This is a genomic window from Pseudomonas kairouanensis (assembly GCF_004682055.1).
Classification (GTDB): domain Bacteria; phylum Pseudomonadota; class Gammaproteobacteria; order Pseudomonadales; family Pseudomonadaceae; genus Aquipseudomonas; species Aquipseudomonas kairouanensis.
In genome coordinates, this window is sequence record NZ_QUZU01000022.1 from 62,616 (window position 1) to 81,176 (window position 18,561).

Annotated in this window: 18 protein-coding genes; 3 read left to right on the top strand and 15 right to left on the bottom strand. The window is 63.6% G+C overall.

Features of this window, described 5'->3' with window-relative positions:
- Positions 1 to 9: 9 nt before the first annotated feature.
- From DYL59_RS17905 to DYL59_RS17915, 3 genes are all read right to left on the bottom strand, one after another.
- Positions 10 to 1,848 (bottom strand): amidohydrolase, encoded by a 1,839-nt coding sequence (locus DYL59_RS17905; RefSeq protein WP_105699741.1) that lies wholly within the window; start codon positions 1,846 to 1,848, stop codon positions 10 to 12.
- A complete protein-coding gene (locus DYL59_RS17910) occupies positions 1,845 to 2,435 on the bottom strand; it encodes an antibiotic biosynthesis monooxygenase (protein ID WP_135290348.1) in 591 nt (196 codons plus the stop codon). Before DYL59_RS17910 ends, DYL59_RS17905 begins: the two co-directional genes overlap by 4 nt.
- A gap of 135 nt (positions 2,436 to 2,570) precedes the next feature.
- Positions 2,571 to 3,638, bottom strand: a complete 1,068-nt coding sequence (locus DYL59_RS17915; protein WP_135290349.1) for an NAD(P)-dependent alcohol dehydrogenase — start codon at positions 3,636 to 3,638, stop codon at positions 2,571 to 2,573.
- 146 nt (positions 3,639 to 3,784) lie between these two features.
- Here DYL59_RS17915 and DYL59_RS17920 point away from each other — a divergent pair, with 146 nt between their 5' ends.
- The gene (locus DYL59_RS17920) at positions 3,785 to 4,603 is read left to right on the top strand and encodes an alpha/beta fold hydrolase (protein WP_135290350.1); all 819 of its coding nucleotides are present in this window, start codon (positions 3,785 to 3,787) and stop codon (positions 4,601 to 4,603) included.
- Positions 4,604 to 4,645: 42 nt separating this feature from the next.
- Here the strand turns inward: DYL59_RS17920 and DYL59_RS17925 are convergent, their stop codons facing one another.
- The 3 genes from DYL59_RS17925 to DYL59_RS17935 all read right to left on the bottom strand — a co-directional run bounded on the left by DYL59_RS17925 (position 4,646) and on the right by DYL59_RS17935 (position 7,022).
- Positions 4,646 to 5,032 carry a DoxX family protein gene (locus DYL59_RS17925; protein WP_135290351.1) on the bottom strand — a complete coding sequence of 129 codons (387 nt, stop codon included), beginning with the start codon at positions 5,030 to 5,032 and terminating at the stop codon, positions 4,646 to 4,648.
- Between the two features lie 54 nt (positions 5,033 to 5,086).
- On the bottom strand, positions 5,087 to 6,070 hold the full coding sequence (locus tag DYL59_RS17930) for an MBL fold metallo-hydrolase (protein ID WP_135290352.1): 984 nt from the start codon (positions 6,068 to 6,070) through the stop codon (positions 5,087 to 5,089).
- Between the two features lie 76 nt (positions 6,071 to 6,146).
- Positions 6,147 to 7,022 (bottom strand): LysR family transcriptional regulator, encoded by an 876-nt coding sequence (locus DYL59_RS17935; protein WP_135290353.1) that lies wholly within the window; start codon positions 7,020 to 7,022, stop codon positions 6,147 to 6,149.
- 112 nt (positions 7,023 to 7,134) lie between these two features.
- Between DYL59_RS17935 and DYL59_RS17940 the strand changes: the two genes are divergently transcribed.
- Entirely contained in the window at positions 7,135 to 8,367 is a 1,233-nt protein-coding gene (locus DYL59_RS17940; protein ID WP_135290354.1) for a YbfB/YjiJ family MFS transporter, read from the top strand.
- Complete coding sequence (locus DYL59_RS17945) at positions 8,364 to 9,350, top strand: NAD(P)H-quinone oxidoreductase (protein WP_135290355.1); 987 nt, start codon at positions 8,364 to 8,366, stop codon at positions 9,348 to 9,350. The genes DYL59_RS17940 and DYL59_RS17945 overlap by 4 nt, the downstream gene beginning before the upstream one ends.
- 12 nt (positions 9,351 to 9,362) lie before the next feature.
- Here the strand turns inward: DYL59_RS17945 and DYL59_RS17950 are convergent, their stop codons facing one another.
- The 9 genes from DYL59_RS17950 to fcl all read right to left on the bottom strand — a co-directional run bounded on the left by DYL59_RS17950 (position 9,363) and on the right by fcl (position 18,561).
- Positions 9,363 to 11,438, bottom strand: a complete 2,076-nt coding sequence (locus DYL59_RS17950; RefSeq protein ID WP_135290356.1) for a YjbH domain-containing protein — start codon at positions 11,436 to 11,438, stop codon at positions 9,363 to 9,365.
- Positions 11,435 to 12,196, bottom strand: a complete 762-nt coding sequence (locus DYL59_RS17955; protein ID WP_135290357.1) for a capsule biosynthesis GfcC family protein — start codon at positions 12,194 to 12,196, stop codon at positions 11,435 to 11,437. Before DYL59_RS17955 ends, DYL59_RS17950 begins: the two co-directional genes overlap by 4 nt.
- The gene (locus DYL59_RS17960; protein ID WP_272948864.1) at positions 12,193 to 12,846 is read right to left on the bottom strand and encodes a YjbF family lipoprotein; all 654 of its coding nucleotides are present in this window, start codon (positions 12,844 to 12,846) and stop codon (positions 12,193 to 12,195) included. The genes DYL59_RS17955 and DYL59_RS17960 overlap by 4 nt, the downstream gene beginning before the upstream one ends.
- A 12-nt stretch (positions 12,847 to 12,858) precedes the next feature.
- Positions 12,859 to 13,971, bottom strand: coding sequence for a polysaccharide biosynthesis/export family protein (locus DYL59_RS17965; protein WP_135290358.1), 1,113 nt, complete (start codon positions 13,969 to 13,971; stop codon positions 12,859 to 12,861).
- An 86-nt stretch (positions 13,972 to 14,057) separates the two neighbouring features.
- Positions 14,058 to 14,297 (bottom strand): hypothetical protein, encoded by a 240-nt coding sequence (locus tag DYL59_RS17970; protein ID WP_135290359.1) that lies wholly within the window; start codon positions 14,295 to 14,297, stop codon positions 14,058 to 14,060.
- A 181-nt stretch (positions 14,298 to 14,478) separates the two neighbouring features.
- Positions 14,479 to 15,888, bottom strand: coding sequence for a mannose-1-phosphate guanylyltransferase/mannose-6-phosphate isomerase (locus DYL59_RS17975; RefSeq protein WP_135290360.1), 1,410 nt, complete (start codon positions 15,886 to 15,888; stop codon positions 14,479 to 14,481).
- Positions 15,882 to 16,370 (bottom strand): GDP-mannose mannosyl hydrolase, encoded by a 489-nt coding sequence (locus DYL59_RS17980; RefSeq protein WP_135290361.1) that lies wholly within the window; start codon positions 16,368 to 16,370, stop codon positions 15,882 to 15,884. Before DYL59_RS17980 ends, DYL59_RS17975 begins: the two co-directional genes overlap by 7 nt.
- A gap of 5 nt (positions 16,371 to 16,375) precedes the next feature.
- Positions 16,376 to 17,584, bottom strand: a complete 1,209-nt coding sequence (locus DYL59_RS17985; protein ID WP_135290362.1) for a glycosyltransferase WbuB — start codon at positions 17,582 to 17,584, stop codon at positions 16,376 to 16,378.
- Positions 17,584 to 18,561 (bottom strand): GDP-L-fucose synthase, encoded by a 978-nt coding sequence (gene fcl, locus DYL59_RS17990; RefSeq protein WP_135290363.1) that lies wholly within the window; start codon positions 18,559 to 18,561, stop codon positions 17,584 to 17,586. Before fcl ends, DYL59_RS17985 begins: the two co-directional genes overlap by 1 nt.

Consider the following 18,561-nt stretch of genomic DNA (forward strand, 5'->3'; position numbering starts at 1 on the left):
TTTGAGTAATCAGAACGCAAAGCACGAGCAGCCAAACGCACCCCAGAAACCCTGGAAGTCGCTGACCGGCACGCTGGATAGGCGGGCCTTTTCGTGGCTGTGGGAATGCACGCCGCACGGGCCGCTGCACTGGTGCACTTGCGCCTGCAACGGCGAGCTTGGGCGCCAGTGCCCCGGCACCTTGACCACCGGCGACCAGTCCGGCAGCACGGGTACGCGAGGCGGTGCGTAGTCTTCAAAATCGCCGGCGCCGTAGACCACCTTGCCGCCGACCACAGTGAGGACCGATTCAATCCACTTGATGGCTTCTTCATCGACACTGAAGAAGTCCGCCGACAGCGCAGCCACGTCCGCCAGTTGGCCGACCTTGATCTGGCCCTTCTTGCCCTGCTCGGACGAGAACCAGGCGCTGCCATGGGTGAACAATTCCAGTGCAGTAAGGCGCGGCAGGCCTTCGGCGTGCAGTTCCAGGCCACCCACGGTGCGGCCGCTGACCATCCAGTACAGCGAGGTCCACGGGTTGTAGCTCGACACCCGCGTGGCATCGGTGCCCGCCCCTACCGGCACGCCTTCGGCCAGCATGCGCTTGATCGGCGGCGTGGCCTCGGCGGCCTTGGCGCCGTAGCGCTCCACAAAGTACTCACCCTGGAACGCCATGCGGTCCTGGATCGCAATACCGCCACCCAGCGCCCGAACGCGTTCGATGTTTTTCGGGGTAATGGTTTCGGCGTGGTCGAAGAACCACGGCAGGCCATTGAACGGGATATCGCGGTTGACCTTCTCGAACACGTCGAGCATGCGCGAGATGGACTCGTCATAGGTGGCGTGCAGGCGGAACGGCCAGCGCTGCTCCACCAGGTGACGCACCACCGGCTCCAGTTCCTGTTCCATGGTCAACGGCAGGTCCGGCCGCGGCTCAAGGAAGTCCTCGAAATCGGCGGCCGAGAACACCAGCATCTCGCCGGCGCCGTTGTGGCGCAGGTAGTCATCGCCCTGGTGCAACTTGACGCTGCCGGTCCAGTTCTGGAAGTCGCTGAGCTCTTCCTTGGGCTTCTGGGTGAACAGGTTGTAGGCGATGCGCACCGTCAACTGTTCTTCCTTGGCCAGCTGTTCGATCACTGCGTAGTCATCGGGGTAGTTCTGGAAGCCACCGCCGGCGTCGATGGCGCTGGTCAGGCCCAGGCGATTGAGCTCGCGCATGAACTGGCGGGTGGAGTTGACCTGGTATTCCAAAGGCAGTTTCGGGCCTTTGGCCAGGGTCGAATACAGGATCATCGCGTTGGGACGCGCCACCAGCATGCCGGTGGGGTTGCCGTTGCTGTCGCGCACGATCTCGCCGCCCGGTGGGTTCGGCGTGTCCTTGGTGTAGCCGGCCACACGCAGGGCGGCGCGGTTGAGCAAGGCGCGGTCGTACAGGTGCAGCACGAACACTGGGGTATCGGGCGCAGCCTGGTTGAGTTCTTCCAGGGTGGGCATGCGTTTTTCGGCGAACTGGAATTCGTTCCAGCCGCCCACCACACGCACCCACTGCGGGGTTGGGGTGCGGTCGGCCTGGTCCTTGAGCATGCGCAGGGCATCGGCCAGGGATGGCACGCCTTCCCAGCGCAGCTCCAGGTTGTAGTTCAGGCCGCCACGGATCAGGTGCAGGTGGGAGTCGTTGAGGCCGGGGATGACGGTGCGACCCTTGAGGTCGATGACCTTGGTGCCACTGCCGCGCAGGGCCATGGCTTCACCATCGGTGCCCACGGCGACAAAGCGCCCCTGGCTGATGGCGACGGCGGTTGCCCGCGGGTTTTCACGGTCCACGGTGTGGAACTGGCCATTGAACAAAATCAGATCGGCGTTCATAGGGTTTCCTTTACAGAGGCTTCAAGCCAGGGAGCGAACAGGCGGGTGGCCGCCGGCATCAGCAGGTACACCACCAGCAACACGATGGTCACGGTGACCAGGAAGGTGGCGACGACATAGTTGGAGAGAAACGGGTGCAGGCGCAGCACCGGGCCCCAGATGATCGGGACCAGCAGGGTCAACGGCAGGATCACAAACAGGGTGACCACGGCTTGCTTCCAGCGCGGCGGCTTGGCAGCGCTGTCGGTCGCGGGGTTGAACCAGAATTCGTTGACGGCGCCGATTTCGGTGTTGTCGCCGTCGGCCAGCATCGGTGCGGCTTCGTCGATCAGGGTTTTGCGCTCGGGGGAGTCGAGCCAGGTTTCCAGATCGTCCGTGGAGCGGTAGCGCAGTACACAGGTGAACAGGGTCAAACCGTTCTGCTGGGTACGCACCACATCAACGCCGAGGTGGCCTGGGCGCTCGCCGGCGATGCGGACGATGCGGCGCAACCAGGCTTCATAGTTGGCCTCATGGCCTTGCTTGATGAGGTGCTTGACCACCAGGGTAACGACTTCGTCGGGGCCTGTCTGGGGTGATGGGGCCATGGGTTTTCCCTCTGCTTCGAGATATCAGCGATGAGGGAAGTTTGCCGGGGCCGGGGTGGGGAAAATTGGATGTACGTGCTGTTTGAGGGGGTGGTGGGGCGAGCAAGCCCGCCCACCTGCAACAGCGCCTGGCGATCAGGCCGCGTCGCGGTCTTTTTTCAGGCTCTGCATATCGATCACGAACCGATACTTCACATCGCCCTTGAGCATGCGCTCGTACGCCTCATTGATGCCCTGGATATCGATCATCTCGATGTCGGAGACAATCTTGTGCCTGGCGCAAAAATCGAGCATGTCCTGGGTTTCCTGGATGCCCCCGATCAACGACCCGGCGATACTGCGGCGCTTGAAGATCAGGTTGAACACCGCCGGCGACGGGTGCGGGCTGTCGGGGGCGCCGACCAGGGTCATGGTGCCGTCGCGCTTGAGCAGGCTGATAAAGGCATCGAGGTTGTGCGGCGCAGCCACGGTGTTGAGGATGAAATCCAGGCTGTTGGCGACCTTGGCCATCTCATCGGCGTTCCTGGACACCACCACCACGTCGGCGCCCAGGCGCAGGCCGTCTTCGCGCTTGTTGGGCGAGGTGGTAAACAGCGTGACATGGGCGCCCATGGCATGGGCGATCTTCACGGCCATGTGGCCCAGGCCGCCGAGGCCGACCACCCCGACCTTCTTGCCGGGGCCTACCTTCCAGTGATGCAGCGGCGAATAGGTGGTGATGCCCGCACACAGCAACGGCGCCACAGCAGCCAGGTTGGCATCGCCATGGGAGATCCGCAGCACGAACTTCTCCTTGACCACGATGCTGTCGGAGTAACCGCCGTAGGTGTTCTCACCGCCAAACACCGGCCCGTTGTAGGTGCCGGTAAAGCCGTTCTCGCAGTATTGCTCCTCGCCCTCGGCGCAGGACGCACAGTGCTGGCAGCTGTCGACCATGCAGCCGACGCCCGCCAGGTCGCCGACCTTGAAGGCCTGCACATTGGCGCCCACCGCCGTGACACGGCCGACGATTTCGTGGCCGGGCACCGAGGGGTACAGGGTGTTCTGCCATTCGTTGCGCACGGTGTGCAGGTCGGAGTGGCAGACCCCGCAGAACAGAATGTCGATCTGCACGTCATCCGCCCCCGGCGTGCGGCGCTCGAAAGTAAAGGGCTTGAGGGCATCCTTGGCGTTCTGCGCGGCGTAGCTGTAAGTCTTGGCCATTTCGTTCACCTGTGTGATCGGACAGTGGAAGTCAGTGGACCAGCATAGACGCTGAACCGTTCAACCGAGCACACCCGTACAAGCCCTTCGTCCGGTTTAGGACAATAGTGAGCCAGCGTCATTTTCCACTCACCCAGGAGTTTTCCATGAGCACCTTCGTTGCCAAAGACGGAACCCAGATCTACTTCAAGGACTGGGGCAGCGGCAAGCCTGTCCTGTTCAGCCACGGTTGGCCGCTGGACGCGGACATGTGGGAATACCAGATGGAATACCTGAGCAGCCGGGGCTTTCGCACCATTGCGTTTGACCGTCGTGGCTTCGGGCGCTCGGACCAGCCCTGGACCGGCAATGACTACAACACCTTCGCCGACGATATCGCTCAACTGATCGAGCACCTGGACCTCAAGGACGTGACCCTGGTGGGCTTCTCCATGGGTGGCGGCGACGTGGCGCGCTACATCGCACGCCATGGCAGCGCCCGCGTGGCCGGCCTGGTACTGCTGGGGGCGGTGACGCCGATCTTTGGCCAGACCGCCGATTACCCGCAGGGGGTGCCGGCCGAGGTGTTCGACGGCATCAAGGCAGGCCTGTTGAAGGACCGTGCGCAATTCATCTCCGACTTCAACACGCCCTTCTTTGGCATCAACAAGGGCCAGGTCGTCTCGCCCGGCGTGCTGACCCAGACCTTGCAGATCGCCCTGCAGGCCTCGCTCAAATCGACGGTGGACTGCGTCACTGCCTTCGCCGACACCGACTTCCGCCCGGACATGGCCAAGATCGATGTACCGACCCTGGTGATCCATGGCGATGGCGACCAGATCGTGCCGTTCGAGACCACCGGTAAAGTGGCGGCCGAGCTGATCAAGGGTGCCGAGCTGAAAGTCTACAAGGATGCGCCGCACGGGTTTGCCGTGACCCACACCCAGCAACTGAACGAAGACTTGCTGGCGTTCCTGAACCGCTGATGCAACCCGTGGCGAGGGAGCGTGCTCCCTCGCCACTGTTGCTCAGCTAAAGCGCTGGCTCACCACCCACCGTCCCGGCCCGCTGATCAGCAGCGTGGTGAAAATGATCAACAGCAACCAGCCAAACTGCGCCTCGAACAGCGTCCACTCCGGGTGCACCACCACCAGCGCAATCACCAGCACGCTCAGGATCGGCAGGCACGCCAGGCGCACCAGTACCCCGGCGATGATCAACAGTGGGCACAGCACCTCGGCAAAAATCGCCAACAGCAGGGTAATGTTCGCCCCCAGGTGAAAAGGGTCTTCGATCAGTTTCAGTTGCTCGCTGTAGTTGAGCAACTTGGGCAAGCCATGCACCCACAGCAGAAACAGCGCCCCGCTCACCCGCAAAAACAGCAGCCCCAGGTCCTGATTTCTTGATTCGTTCATAAGCGACCTTTCCAGGTAAAAGCCGCCGGCGAGTTGCACGGCGGCCGTAGGGATTCAATCGATCAGCGGTACATGCGCCGCGCGCTTGTAAGGGCCGTACTCCACCGGCACCCATTGGAAATGCTTGCCCTCGGTGGCGATATGACCGATACCCGGAAACGGCAGATGCGCCGCCGTCACCCAGATCTTGCTGGCGGCCGCCGCACTGAAGACCGCTTCACGGCTCTTGATCGCCTGCTGGCCATTCACGTCAAAACCGATAGACACCTCGGGATGTTCGAACTGGACGGCAAGGTTATGCACCAGGTCGCCCATGAACAGAATGCTCTGGCCCTGGGAGTTGAAACGGTAGGTGGTACTGCCCGGCGTATGCCCTGGCTCCTGCGCCGTTTCGACGCCGTCAACCGGCAACTTGCCAGGCTCAAACGTCTTGAAGCGATTGGCGGCGATATAAGGTGCGGTCGAATCCTGGGCAATCTTGAAAAACCCTTTGGCCGCTTCCGGCGCCTTGGCCAGCGCTTGTGGGTCTAGCCAGTAGTCGGCCTCGGCCTTGGCGGCGTAAACAGTGGCATTGGCAAAGATCGGCTGGTGCTGGGCGTCAACCAGGCCGCACACGTGGTCCAGGTGCAGGTGGGTCAGCAGGATCGTATCCACCTGGGATGGCTCATAACCGGCGGCCTTCATATTGGCTGAGAGTTGACCGGCGGTGGCCCCGATGCACTGCCCGGCACCGGTGTCCACCAGGATCAGTTGCTTGCCGGTGTTGACCAGGAATGCGTTGAACGCGGTCTGCACGCCTGGGGTTTCAATCGAACGGCGCGCCAACAGTGCACGGATCTGGCTTTGGGTCATGCCCTTGAGCAACTTGGGCGACAGGTCGTTGTAACCATCGAACAACGCCGTCACTTCATAATCGCCCACAGCCAGGCGGAAGTAGCCCGGCACCTGGGTACCGACCTGGGCCGGTGCTGCAGCGAAGGCAGAGGCCCCCGCCAATGCCACTGCAAGGCTGACTGCACACGCTAATTTTCTGGTCATCTCGTCACCCGCGAACCTACATAAGGAGGGTGATTGTGAGCGCACCACGCAGCAGGAAATTGCAAGCCTGTGCTGACTACTCCCCCGTACCGGCGAACGCCGCGACGATTTCATCGATCACCACCCGCACACGGGCGGTGTGGCGCAGGTCGGCGTGGGTGACGAGCCACACGTCGTAGGGCAACGGCCGCTGGCGCTCGGGCCACAGGCGCACCAGTCCGTCGCGCTCGCCGGTGTACACCGGGATCTCGCCAATGCCGATGCCAGCGGCAATCGAGCGCCGTACCAGCAGGCTGGAGCTCAAGGCCGCGACAATGCGGCCACGGCCAATGGGTTCGGACACCAGGGTCATGTCTTTCTGGGTTTGCAGGTAGGGTTGATACACCACCAGGTCGTGGCCCTGGAACAGGCTGCCCGGCTGCGGCACACCCCGGCGATCAAGATAGGCTTGGGCGGCAAACAGCCCTACCGGCCAGCGCGCAATGCGCCGGGCAATCAGGTCGGGGTTGTCGGGGCGGGTATTGCGCACGGCAATGTCGGCTTCGCGCTTGGCCAGGCTGATGATCTGGGTGGAGGCGTCCAGTTGCACGCGCACATCGGGGTGCTTGTGGTGCAACTGCGCAATGGCCGGGATCAGGAAGTCGATGGCCAGGGAGTCGGTGGTGCTGACCCGCACGGTGCCGGTCAGGCGGTCGTCCAGGCCTTGGATCTGGCGTTGCAGGTCGAGTGCCGAGCGCTCCATTTTTTCCACCGACACCAAGGCGGCTTCGCCCAGGGCGGTGAGTGCATAGCCCTCGGACGTGCGCAGGAACAAGGTTGCGTCCAGGGACTTTTCCAGGGCGTTGATGCGCCGCCCCACTGTGGCCTGGTCCACGCCCAATACCCGCGCTGCGCCGCGCAACGTGGATTCGCGGCACACCGCGAGGAATACCCGTGCGTCATCCCAATTCATCGTGCTCTCCAGTGCTGCATATATGCATCTACCATCAGCGAAATCGCAGCATTATTGCATCACCAAACCTGGATATGCTGGACACCATTGAAAAATACCCAGGACAGCCATCATGCTCGACACCCACGCTTCACCTCGCAGCCCGACCTGGCTGCCCATCTTCGCTGGCCTGTGTGCCAGCCTGGTAAGCATCGGCCTGGCCCGATTCGCCTACACGCCGCTGATCCCGAGCCTGATCCAGGCCCACTGGTTCAGCGCCAGTGACGTGGTGTACCTCGGCGCCGCCAACCTGGTGGGTTACCTGATCGGCGCACTGATCGGTCGGCCCATCGCCCAACGCACCAGTAACAAAACCGCCCTGCGCCTGATGATGGTGGCGGCGACCCTGGCGTTCTTCGCCTGTGGCTTTCCGCTGTCGGTAGCCTGGTTCTTTGGCTGGCGCCTGCTGTCGGGCATCGCCGGTGGCGCGATCATGGTGTTGGTGGCCTCAACGGTACTGCCCCACGTTCCCGTGGAGCGCCGTGGCCTGGCCAGTGGCGCGATCTTCCTGGGCATCGGCTTGGGCATCGCCGGCTCCGGGACAATCGTGCCGCCCCTGTTGAGCCTGGGCCTGCAACAGACCTGGTTCGGTTTGGGACTGCTGGCATTGGTGCTGACGGCGGCAAGTTGGTTCGCCTGGCCCGCCAAAACGCCACATGAAGCCCCGGTGCACGCGGGCACAACCGCACCGACGCCGCCTGGCGTGTACCTGCTGTTTGCGCAATACGCCTTTATGGCGGCGGGCCTGGTGCCGGCCATGGTGTTCCTGGTGGACTACGTGGCCCGTGGCTTGGGCGACGGTGCCCAGGTCGGCGCAATGATCTGGGTGATGTACGGCCTGGGCTCGATCGCAGGCCCTGTCACCTACGGGTTCCTGGCGGACAAACTCGGTGCCCGCGCCGGTATCCGCCTGGTGCTGGTGGTACAGGCGCTGGTGCTCGGCCTGTTGCCCTTTGCCACGTCGTTCACGGCCCTGGCAGTGCTGGCGGTGATCCTCGGCTCGTTCCCGCCGGGCATCGTGCCGCTGGCCCTGGCCCGTGTGCATGAGTTGTTGCCCAACCATCACCAGCAACAAGTGGCGTGGAGCCGCGCCACGGTATCGTTCGCCTCGTTCCAGGCCCTGTCCGGCTTTGCCTACTCGGCGCTGTTCAACAGCAGCGGCGGGCAGTATGGGGTGCTGTTCATGCTTGCCGCCGGGGCGATTGTGGTCGCGCTGCTGCTGGAATTGGGCATGCGTTTGCTGAACCGTCGACCGTCCGCTGCGGTCCCAAACCCAACGCTCATCTACACAGGACTCGCAAAATGACCCTGCCAACCGACATGACCCTGATTGAAATCACCACCCCCGGCGGCCCCGAGGTGCTCAAGCCACGCCAGGTGCCCGTGCCCTCCCCGGCTGACGGTGAGATCCTGATCCGCGTGCACGCCGCCGGGGTCAACCGCCCCGATGCCCTGCAACGCGCCGGCAAATACCCGATGAAGCCCGGCATGAGCCCCTACCCCGGCCTGGAAGTCGCGGGTGAAGTGGTGGCGCTGGGCAAAGGGGTCAGTGAATACGCCCTTGGCGACAAGGTGTGCGCCCTGACCAACGGCGGTGGCTACGCCCAATATTGCGCGGTGCCCGCCAGCCAGGCCCTGCCGGTTCCCGAGGGCCTGGAGTGGGTCCAGGCAGCGGCGATCCCTGAAACGTTCTTTACCGTATGGGCCAACCTGTTCGGCATTGGCGGCGCCCATAAGGGCCAGCGCGTGCTGATCCACGGCGGCACCAGTGGCATCGGCACCACCGCGTTGATGCTTTGCCGCGAATTCGGCATCCAGGCGTTCGCCACCGCCGGCAGCGAAGACAAATGCGCGGTGATTCGCAGCTTGGGCGCCGAGGCCATCAATTATCGCGAACAGGACTTCGCCGACGTCATCGGCGACCAGGGTGTGGATGTGCTCCTCGACATCATGGGTGGCTCCTACCTCAACAACAACCTCAAGGCCCTGGCCATGGACGGCCGCCTGGTGATGCTCGGTTATCTGGGCGGTGCCACGGCCAATGACGTGGACCTGCGCACCATCCTCGCCAAGCGCGCCATCGTCACCGGCTCCTTGCTGCGCGCGCGCACCCGGGATGAAAAAGCCGCGATTGCCGCACAGCTGCGCGAACACGTCTGGCCCGTGCTGTCTGCCGGGCGTTGCCTGCCGATGATCGACCAGGTGTTCGATTACACCGAGGCCGAGCAGGCGCACGCGCGGATGGAAGGCGGCGAGCATATCGGCAAGATCGTATTGCGGGTGCTCTGACCGCACAGCCGGCTACTGGGTGATTTTGTCGAGGTTGTTGTAGAACAGCTCGCTGTCGCGCCCATCGGTCATCGAATGCAACGAGTACGCGCGGTTGAGCCGCGCGCCCCCGTCGCGGGTCAACGGCGCCCAGACCAGGTTGGCACGGCGCATGGTCGACAGGCTCATCAACTCGTCGAACGGGATCGACAGGTACAAGCCCTTGTCGAAACTGCCTTCGCCGTATTGCTCTTTGGACGCCGTGGTCAGGGTGATCCACGCCCCCACGCGTACGCCATTGGTGAACTGGCGCGACAGGTCCAGGGTCGCGCCCCAGTCCCGGGCCAGGTATCGGCCCACGCTCAACGCGCCCTGGGTATTGAACGGCAGGTCGCTGTAGCCGGTGATATGCCCCGTCAGCGTGTGGTAGCTGCGCAGGCTGAAATCCTGCTGGAAGCCGCGCTGGCGCACGTAGTTCAAGTCCGCGCCCAACGCCCAGCCCCGGTCCATCGGCCGGTACAGCACTTCACCGCCGACGCCGGCATACATCGACTCCAGCAACCCGCCGTAGACCATGGCGTACAGGTCCTGGTCCAGGCGCTTGGCATGGTTGAGTTGGAAGGTAGGCAAGGTCACATCGGAGGCAGTCATGTACTGGCGCAGGTCGGTGCGTACCCGTGGCAAACCGCTGGGGGCGTCGTAGGTGAAGCCGTCGTAATTGTTCAGCAGGTTGACGCTGAGCAAGCCGCTCCACCAGGTGTTGCGGGTGAAGCGATACTCGGCGTCGAGGTCGGCGCTGACCTGGTAGAGCAAGCCATCCGGCCCGCCAACGTTTTGCTTGTAGCCCAGGCCCAGGCCATAGGTGAAAGGCTTGGGTGGCTGGGTGTAGAGCACGGTCTGGGTGTTGTCGCTGGCGCGGTTGACCTCCACCTGGCGGTGCAGGTTCTGCAGGTCTTCACGGTTGTTGACCACGTTGCGAAAGGTGGCGCGGGGCACACTGGTTTCTTCGATCCCCATGGCATACCGCTCGTTGACCAGGGTGAACCAGTCGATCTGGTCGTTCACGCTGTTATCGAGGATACGGCTGGCCCGCCCCACCGCCTTGGCGCTGTAGAAATAGCGCTGCTGCTCGCCGTACACCAACAGTTCCGGCCCGCGCTGGGCAATGCGCTGCACGTTGTACCCGGCGTTGTCGTGCAGGCGCCGGGACACATCGGCCCAGTCCACCTGGTCCGGCGGCATGCCGGGCGCCTGGGCAGGTAACGTGGGTGCCGGCGGGTCATAGGTTTTGGCCGGCGCCTGGCGGCTGACGAAATTGGTGTGCAGGGTGATGCCGAACATCGCCGTATTGCCACGCTCCCAGGCCGCACTCACATCGACCGAATCGGCCAGTTTGAAGACCACGCCGAGGTTGATCGGCGAGTCCTGGCGCTGGTTGTTGTCTCGGGGCTCGTGCTGGTAATCGTTGCCTTCGTATTCCAGCTTGAGGCTCAGCGGCGCCCAAGGGGTCTGGTAGGCAACACCGCCGAACAACGACGGCCGCCCGCGAAAATAGCCATTGGAGAAATTGCCCGAGCCTTCGGCGGTGGGACGGGTCTTGAAGCGATCATCCAGGGCGCCCAAGGGGTTGTCGAAATCACCGCGATTGCCCAGGTAGCCCCAGGCGACACCGGCGCTGAAATCCAGGTCGCCGTAACGCTTGTTGGCCACCACGTATTCGCTGGAAAACAACCCGGTACCGCCCAGGTCCATCAGCCCCACCGCCACCTGGGGCAGCCAGTGGCTTTCCTGGGTCAGCCGCACCTTGGCGTCCACGGCCTTGTCCTTGTAGCTCTGGCCGCCGCTGAACGACTCGGGGCCGTAGGGGCGGTTGGTGATCGCGGTATAGCGAAAGGTGCCTTCCAGCCAGTCCAGGGGTTGGGCCGAAAAACTGTAGCGGCTGTAGGGTTCGGTGCGGTTGGCATTCACGCTCAGTTCACCGGCGGGTGCCATGCGGGCGGTGGGGGTTTGTAGCAGCCCGACGCCGCCAAAATCGCTTTGGGTGTAACGGGGATCGCCATGCACGACGCCACAAGGCACCAGCAGCACGGCCGCAAGACAAAATTTCAAGGCGTGACCTCAGCCGGGAGTTGGGTGGCGAGAAACTCGGCCAGTTGCTGGTTCAGTTCCGGGGTGGGCGGGGCCAGGTCATCGCTGCGCAGCGGCACCAGCAAGGTGCTGCCGGGTGCCGGTGGCGTGCCGTCCTCGCGGTTCCAGGCGGCGATGCCCAAGCGGGTGACCTGCCCGTCGGGCTGGATCAGCCACAGGTCGTCAGTGGGCGCCAAGGGCGGGCAGGCCTCAAGGTAGTCACGCGCCCGCTGCAGTGGCCGGAACGCCACGGTGCAGGGCGCCACGACCGCACCGAGCACGCGCACCGTGTCGGGCCTTGGCGGGTAGACCAGGCGGTCGCCATCGCTGACCAACAGGTTGGGCGCAAACCCGACTTCCACCGCCACCGGGTCCAGCACCGCGACCTGGCGGCCGGTGACGGGCAAGGCCTGCACGTGCGCATACCACTGCGCGGCCATGCGGGCCCGCGCCTCATCGCCGGCGGCCAGGGCGGCGTCGTGCAAGGTCTGCAGGTCAAACAACACACCGGCCTTGAGCCGCGCCTGGCGGTCGCGCAAGGGTTGATGCAGCCACGCGGCGCCCAGCCAGTAACCCTCGGCATCCGGTTGCGACGCGGTGATCAGGTCGAGCAAACGGGCTTGGGGTTGCCATTCGATCGACCCAGGGTTGCGCACCTGGCCACTGACGGTGACGGCGGCCTGGCACGCGCTGGCGCAGCCCCACAAAACGGCGAGTGCCGCGAGGGTTCGACGGTTCATCGGGCGTCCTTGCGGGTGGGTTGCAGTTGGGTGATGGTCAGGGTCAGGTCGGGGGCAAGGTGCTGTTCGCTGCGCACGATAAAACCGTCCACCGGGTCGACCCAGTAGCGGTTGCGTGCCGCAAACCCCGGCGCTTGGACCTCTTCGTCAACCCGCAGCAAGGCATAGGTTTTGTGCAGGATCTCGACAGTCTCGATGCCTTGGCGGGTCATGCGACTGGCGAGTGTGACGCCCAGCCGGTAGCCATTCACCCAGTCCAGTTGGCGCGTGCTGCGATAGCCGTCCGGCACGCGGTGCAGGCCCAGCTGGAACGGCGACTGGCCGCTCCAATGGGTGCCATTGAGGTCCACCCCCAACCCCACCGTGCGCACCACCAGCCCATCGCGCAGCAGCAGTACCTGCTTGCCCGACGCGACCCAGAACTGCAGGTCGCCGCGCTGGCGGATCAACGCCATCACCCCTTCGCTGGACACCGTGGTGACCAGGATCTGGGGGAACGGCACCGCATCCACCTGGGCCTGGCTCAGTTCCAGCGCGGGCGGCCCGGCCACGGCCGCCTTGAAGGTATCCATCGAGGCACTCATCAGCGGATTGCAGCCACTCAACAGCCACGCCAACCCCATGCAAGTCGCGATTTTCAGACAGTTCACGCAGGTACCACCCTATCGGCTGCTGGCTTCGCTCAGGTTGTTCTGGGTGGACGCGCCGATGCCGATGATCGAGGCCGAGGGCACCAACTGGCTGATAAAGCGGTTCCATCGCGTGATATTGGCCGGGCCCACAAACACCACGTCCTGGGGCTGCACATCAAAGCGTGTGGCCAGGGCCATGGCCGACGGCGATGCCGCTTCCAGCTGGAACACCTTGGCCGGTTCCACGTCGATGTTCTGCGCGCCACGAATCACGTAGATCGCATCGGCGTTGGAGGTGTTCTGGTTGACCCCGCCCACCGAGCCCAGCACGTCGGACAGGTTCATGCTGCGGGTCTTGAAGCTCAGGGCGCGGGGCTGCATGACCTCGCCCATCACGTAGATGCGCTTGCGGTCGTTGTAGGCCAGGTACAACTGGTCGCCGTCCTTGAGGTAGATGTCATTCAAGCGCGACTGCCCCAGGTTGAGGGTGTCGAGGTCCAGGGTGTAACGCTTGCCGCCACGGGTGAGCGTGAGGTTGGACAGGTCGGCGTTGATCGGATCGACACCGGCGGCGCCCAGGGCCTCCGTCACGTTCATCGCAATGGTGGTGATCGGCACCGGCCCGGCCTTGATCACCGCGCCGGTAATCACCACCTTCTGGCTGGCAAAGCGCAGCACACTGACGTCCACTTGGGGGCTGTCGATGTACTGGCGCAGTTTTTCGGTGATTTCACTGCGCAACGCTTCGATGCTGCGGCCCTTGGCAACCAGCTCGCCCACATAGGGGTAGAACAGGTTGCCGTCGGGGCTCACCAGCCGGCCGTTGGCATCGATCTGCTGTTGCGGGCCGGACGGTGCGGTGAGTTCGGGGTGATCCCATACGGTGATGTACAGCGCATCGTTGGCACCGATCAAATACGGCCCCGGTTTATAACTTAAAAGTTCCGGCGCAATGGAATAAGGCACTTGGGTTGCCGCGTCCATGGCCAATAACTTTGGCGTGATGGGAATTAAATCCACTCGACTGTTTTGCGCGCCGCCGCCCTCGGTCAATGCCGCGATATCCATATATTGGCCCGGCGCAAACATGCAGCCCTGCAACACGGCAGCGGCCACGGCCGCCACAGAAAAAATACGCATCATAGTGTTAGGACACTCGCGATAAACAACAAGAAAAAAAGACCACTTGGACGGGGTTCCGAGTGGTCTAAAAGCGGAAGGTTTACAACTTAGTTGCCGGTACCTGTAGTGCCGGTCGTACCGGTGGTGCCTGTGGTCGTGCCGCCGTTGGAACTGCCGCCGCTGTTGGACGCAGCTGCAACGCCAGCAATCAGGGCGCTGCTAACCAGGAGCGTTTGCCCTACCGTCACCGTGCCTGCCACCGGGGTACTGAGCCCCAATGGCAACTCATCGGCCAACACCACAGTACTCATGACACTGAGCACACCCACAGCCAGTGCTTTTTTCATAACAGACTCCTTATTGTCAGTGAGTAGTCCGCACGATAGTGCCACCCCACTAAACAGCGCACCAGACAGTTCATAATTAACAGTGGCCGTTGAAATTAACGTTTTTCCGGCGAAGTGCCCGCCACTTCAATGCGAGGTGCCAACCGCTCTTATTTAAAATGTTATTAATTGTCGGACTTGCTCACGCCCGACCGTACTTATCTTCAAAGCGCACAATATCGTCTTCGCCCAAATAAGAGCCCGACTGTACTTCGATCAGTTCCAGCGCAATCACGCCCGGATTTTCCAGGGCATGCACCTGGCCGATGGGGATATAGGTCGACTCGTTTTCCGACACCAGGTAGGTCTGCTCGCCATTGGTGACCCGCGCCGTGCCGCTGACCACGATCCAGTGCTCGGCGCGGTGGTGATGCATCTGCACCGACAACTTGGCCCCCGGCTTCACCGTGATGCGCTTGACCTGATATCGCTGGCCGTTGTCCACCGAGTCGTACATGCCCCACGGCCGGTAGACCTCGCGGTGGTTCAGATGCTCATGGCGCCCGGCCTGCTTGAGCTGCTCGACGATGGCCTTGACCTGCTGCACCTGGTCCTTGTGAGCCACCAGCACGGCGTCCTTGGTTTCGACGATGATCAAGTCCTGCACGCCCACCGTGGCCACCAAGCGGCTGTCGGCGTGCACGTAGGTGTCGCGGGTTTGCAGGGCCAGCCCGTCGCCACGGATCACATTGCCATGGGCGTCCTTCTCACTGGCCTCCCACAGTGCCGACCAGGAGCCGATATCGCTCCAGCCGGCCTGCAGCGGCACCATCACGGCGTCGCTGGTTTTTTCCATCACGGCGTAGTCGATGGAGTCGTCCGGGCACGCTGCAAACGTGGCCGCATGCACGCGGGTGAACGGCAAATCCTGGCTACCGCCTTCCAACGCCACGCGGCAGGCTTCGAGGATTGCCGGCTGCAAGCGCTCCAGTTCCTCCAGGTAGCGGCTGGCGCGAAACATGAACATGCCGCTGTTCCAGTAGTACGCGCCGCTGGCCACGTAGGCGGCAGCGGTGGCGACGTCGGGTTTTTCGACAAAGCGCTTGACCCGGTAACCGCCCTCGCCCGCCGCCGCACCCTGCTCAATGTAGCCATAGCCGGTATGGGCGCAGGTAGGCGTGATGCCAAAGGTCACCAGCTTACCGGCCCGCGCCAGGGGCAGTGCCACCTCCAGGCTGGCGTGGAACGCCGGGATGTCTTCGATCAGGTGGTCCGCCGCCAGCACCAGCAGGATCGGATCATCACCCTCGCCAACCGCCTTGCACGCCGCCAGCGCAATGGCCGGCGCAGTGTTGCGCCCTACCGGCTCCAACAGAATGCTTGCCTGCTCCATGCCCAACTGGCGCAGTTGCTCGGCCACCAGGAAGCGGTGTTGTTCGTTGCAGATCAACTGGGGCAACCCGACGTTGGCGCCGGTCAGCCGTGTGATGGTCTGCTGCAACATGGACAAATGCGCATCGGTGAGGCGCAGGAACTGCTTGGGGTTCAGCTGTCGCGAGAGCGGCCACAGGCGTGACCCCGAGCCTCCCGCCATGATCACGGGGATTAACATGGGAGCATCCTTGGAAGAGAGTGGCTGAAATAGGCACGGGTGTTTTCATGCACCCGCAAGCTGAATCGCAGTTCATCCTGCGGCCACCACCGGTACTGCTGGTGTTGTGCGGTGGGCGGCTGCAGGGCCAGGCCTTCGGGCAGGTCCAGGCAATAGCTGAGCACCACGTAATGGGTGTCCGGGCCCAAGCCTGCATTGGCGAAGACGCTGTCATCGTAGAAATGCTCGAACACCCCCAGCAAGCGGGCTTCGGCACGCGCGAAGGTACGCCCCAACTCCTCGCGGGTGATGCGCTGGAAGGCGCGGTCCAGGCTTTCGTTCTTTTGAATCCGCCCGCCGGGTACGAACCAGTAGCCATAGGCCGGCCGGTTCATGCGCAAGCCCAGCAGGGCCTCGCCACGGGCGTTACGCACCACCAGGTCAATCGCCACCAACGGCGTGGACGCCACGACCGTTTTGAAGGTCGGTAAATCAAGCCACATAACGGTCAAACCTGTGCCAGAAAACGTTGCAGAATGCGTTCCTTGTCGAGGAACTCCTTGGCGTAGTTCAACGCCACCCCATTGCGTGCAGGCATGGCCAACACCTGCTCGATCCCGGCGTTCAGCGCCGTGACGGACTCCGGTTCGATCAGCACCGCAATGCCCTGGTGCTCCTGGCACAAGCGGCCGAGAGTGGTCTCGGGGTCGGCGGTGATGATGGCGTTGCCGCCCACCGCGAGGATATTGGTGAGCTTGGACGGCAATACCGCATCGGCCACGCCGCGCTTCTGGATCACCAGATGCCCGTCGGCCGAGGCCAGCAGCGCCGGCAAATCCTCATAGGCCTGCAACGGTGCGAACAGCACATTGCGCAAGCCATCGCGCTGGACCCGCTCCAGCAGGCGCGCCTTGCCGGTGCCCTGCCCCACGATCAGGAACACCAAGTCCGCCCGGTGCGCATGGGCCTGGGCGGCATCAAGGATCAGCTCCAGCCCCTGCTTCTCGCCGATGTTGCCGGAGTACAGCAACACCCGCGCCCCCGCTGGCACGCCCAGGCGCGCCAGCAATACGTGGTTGTGGGCGACTTGGCGAAAACGCGCGGTTTCCGACCAGTTGGGAAAAAACAGCAGGCGCCGACTGTGCACCCCCTTGTCCCGAGCCTTGTCGAGCATGCCGCTGGAAATCGTCGAGACCCGATCAAAACGCCGCAGCAACCAGCGTTCGATGCCAAACGCCAGGCGTCGCAACCACGAGCCGCCGCCTATGCCCAGGCCAAACATGGCATCCACTTCGTAGTCCTGGATATGCAGCACGGATTTGGCACCACTGAGCTTGGCCAGCAACAACGCCTGGGGCGCACAAAACAGCGTGGGCACCACCAGGATCACCAGGTCCGGCTTCCAGCGCAGTTGCCCCAGCACCGCCACGCATGAGCTGGCAGAAAAACTCACCAGGTGCAGCAAACGTGTCAACGCCGACGGCTGGCGCGGCACGAACAACGGGCAGCGGATCACCGTGACGCCGTCGTCCTGTTCGGTGCGATAGCGCCACGGCGAATAGCCCTCGCCCACCTGCCACTGCGGGTAATACGGCGGCGCGGTGATCACCCGCACCGCGTGGCCCTGTTCGGCCAGCCAGCGTGCCTGCTCCCCGCTGTACTTGCCGATACCGGTCAGCTCCGGGCTGTAGTTGATGCCATACAGGAGGATCTTCATCACTGGCCCCGAGGCTGTTCGAGGGCCGCAACGTAGGCGTTGTAGGCATCGCGCAGGCCCTCTTCCAGCGGCACATAGGCTTCCCAGCCAAGGGCGTTGATGCGGCTCACATCCAACAACTTGCGCGGTGCACCGTCGGGTTTGCTGGCGTCGAAACGCAGGCGCCCGTGAAAGCCGGTCACCCGCGCCAACGCCTGGGCCAGCTCGGCGATGGTGCAGTCCACGCCGGAGCCCACATTGAGGTGCGAACGCATCGGCTGGGTCTGCTCGCGGTAGCGCGCCGGATCCAGCTCCATCACATGCACGCTGGCGGCGGCCATGTCGTCCACATGCAAGAATTCACGGCGCGGACGGCCGCTGCCCCAGATCACCACTTCCTCGTCACCGCGCTGGGTCGCCTCATGAAAGCGGCGCAACAACGCCGCGATCACATGGCTGTTTTCCGGGTGATAGTTGTCACCCGGCCCGTACAGGTTGGTGGGCATCACGCTGCGGTAGTCCCGGCCGTACTGGCGGTTGTAGCTTTCGCACAGTTTGATCCCGGCGATCTTGGCCACCGCGTAGGGCTCGTTGGTGGGCTCCAGCGCGCCGTCCAGCAACACCGCTTCGATCATCGGTTGCGGCGCATGCACCGGGTAGATGCACGACGAGCCGAGGAACAGCAGCTTCTCCACGCCATGGCTGTGGGCCGCGTGGATCACGTTGGCCTGGATCATCAGGTTCTGGTAGATGAAATCCGCCGGGTACGTAGCGTTGGCGTGAATCCCGCCGACCTTGGCCGCCGCCAGGTACACCTGGCCCACCCGGTGTTTGGCGAAATACGCTTGCACCGCTGCCGCGTCCAGCAGGTCCAGCTCGGCGCGACTGGCCGTGAGGATCTGCGTGTAGCCCAGGGCCCACAGGCGCCGCACGATGGCCGAGCCGACCATGCCACGGTGGCCGGCGACAAAGATGCGCGCATCCAGATCACGGGCCAT

Coding starts and splice junctions, on each gene's coding strand:
- DYL59_RS17970 (WP_135290359.1), bottom strand. CDS start 14,297: ATGAAAAAAGCACTGGCTGTGGGTGTGCTCAGTGTCATGAGTACTGTG.
- DYL59_RS17915 (WP_135290349.1), bottom strand. CDS start 3,638: ATGGCCAAGACTTACAGCTACGCCGCGCAGAACGCCAAGGATGCCCTC.
- DYL59_RS17965 (WP_135290358.1), bottom strand. CDS start 13,971: ATGATGCGTATTTTTTCTGTGGCGGCCGTGGCCGCTGCCGTGTTGCAG.
- DYL59_RS17910 (WP_135290348.1), bottom strand. CDS start 2,435: ATGGCCCCATCACCCCAGACAGGCCCCGACGAAGTCGTTACCCTGGTG.
- DYL59_RS17955 (WP_135290357.1), bottom strand. CDS start 12,196: ATGAACCGTCGAACCCTCGCGGCACTCGCCGTTTTGTGGGGCTGCGCC.
- DYL59_RS17935 (WP_135290353.1), bottom strand. CDS start 7,022: ATGAATTGGGATGACGCACGGGTATTCCTCGCGGTGTGCCGCGAATCC.
- DYL59_RS17975 (WP_135290360.1), bottom strand. CDS start 15,888: ATGTTAATCCCCGTGATCATGGCGGGAGGCTCGGGGTCACGCCTGTGG.
- DYL59_RS17945 (WP_135290355.1), top strand. CDS start 8,364: ATGACCCTGCCAACCGACATGACCCTGATTGAAATCACCACCCCCGGC.
- DYL59_RS17985 (WP_135290362.1), bottom strand. CDS start 17,584: ATGAAGATCCTCCTGTATGGCATCAACTACAGCCCGGAGCTGACCGGT.
- DYL59_RS17920 (WP_135290350.1), top strand. CDS start 3,785: ATGAGCACCTTCGTTGCCAAAGACGGAACCCAGATCTACTTCAAGGAC.
- DYL59_RS17940 (WP_135290354.1), top strand. CDS start 7,135: ATGCTCGACACCCACGCTTCACCTCGCAGCCCGACCTGGCTGCCCATC.
- DYL59_RS17980 (WP_135290361.1), bottom strand. CDS start 16,370: ATGTGGCTTGATTTACCGACCTTCAAAACGGTCGTGGCGTCCACGCCG.
- DYL59_RS17930 (WP_135290352.1), bottom strand. CDS start 6,070: ATGACCAGAAAATTAGCGTGTGCAGTCAGCCTTGCAGTGGCATTGGCG.
- fcl (WP_135290363.1), bottom strand. CDS start 18,561: ATGGCCCGTGATCTGGATGCGCGCATCTTTGTCGCCGGCCACCGTGGC.
- DYL59_RS17905 (WP_105699741.1), bottom strand. CDS start 1,848: ATGAACGCCGATCTGATTTTGTTCAATGGCCAGTTCCACACCGTGGAC.
- DYL59_RS17925 (WP_135290351.1), bottom strand. CDS start 5,032: ATGAACGAATCAAGAAATCAGGACCTGGGGCTGCTGTTTTTGCGGGTG.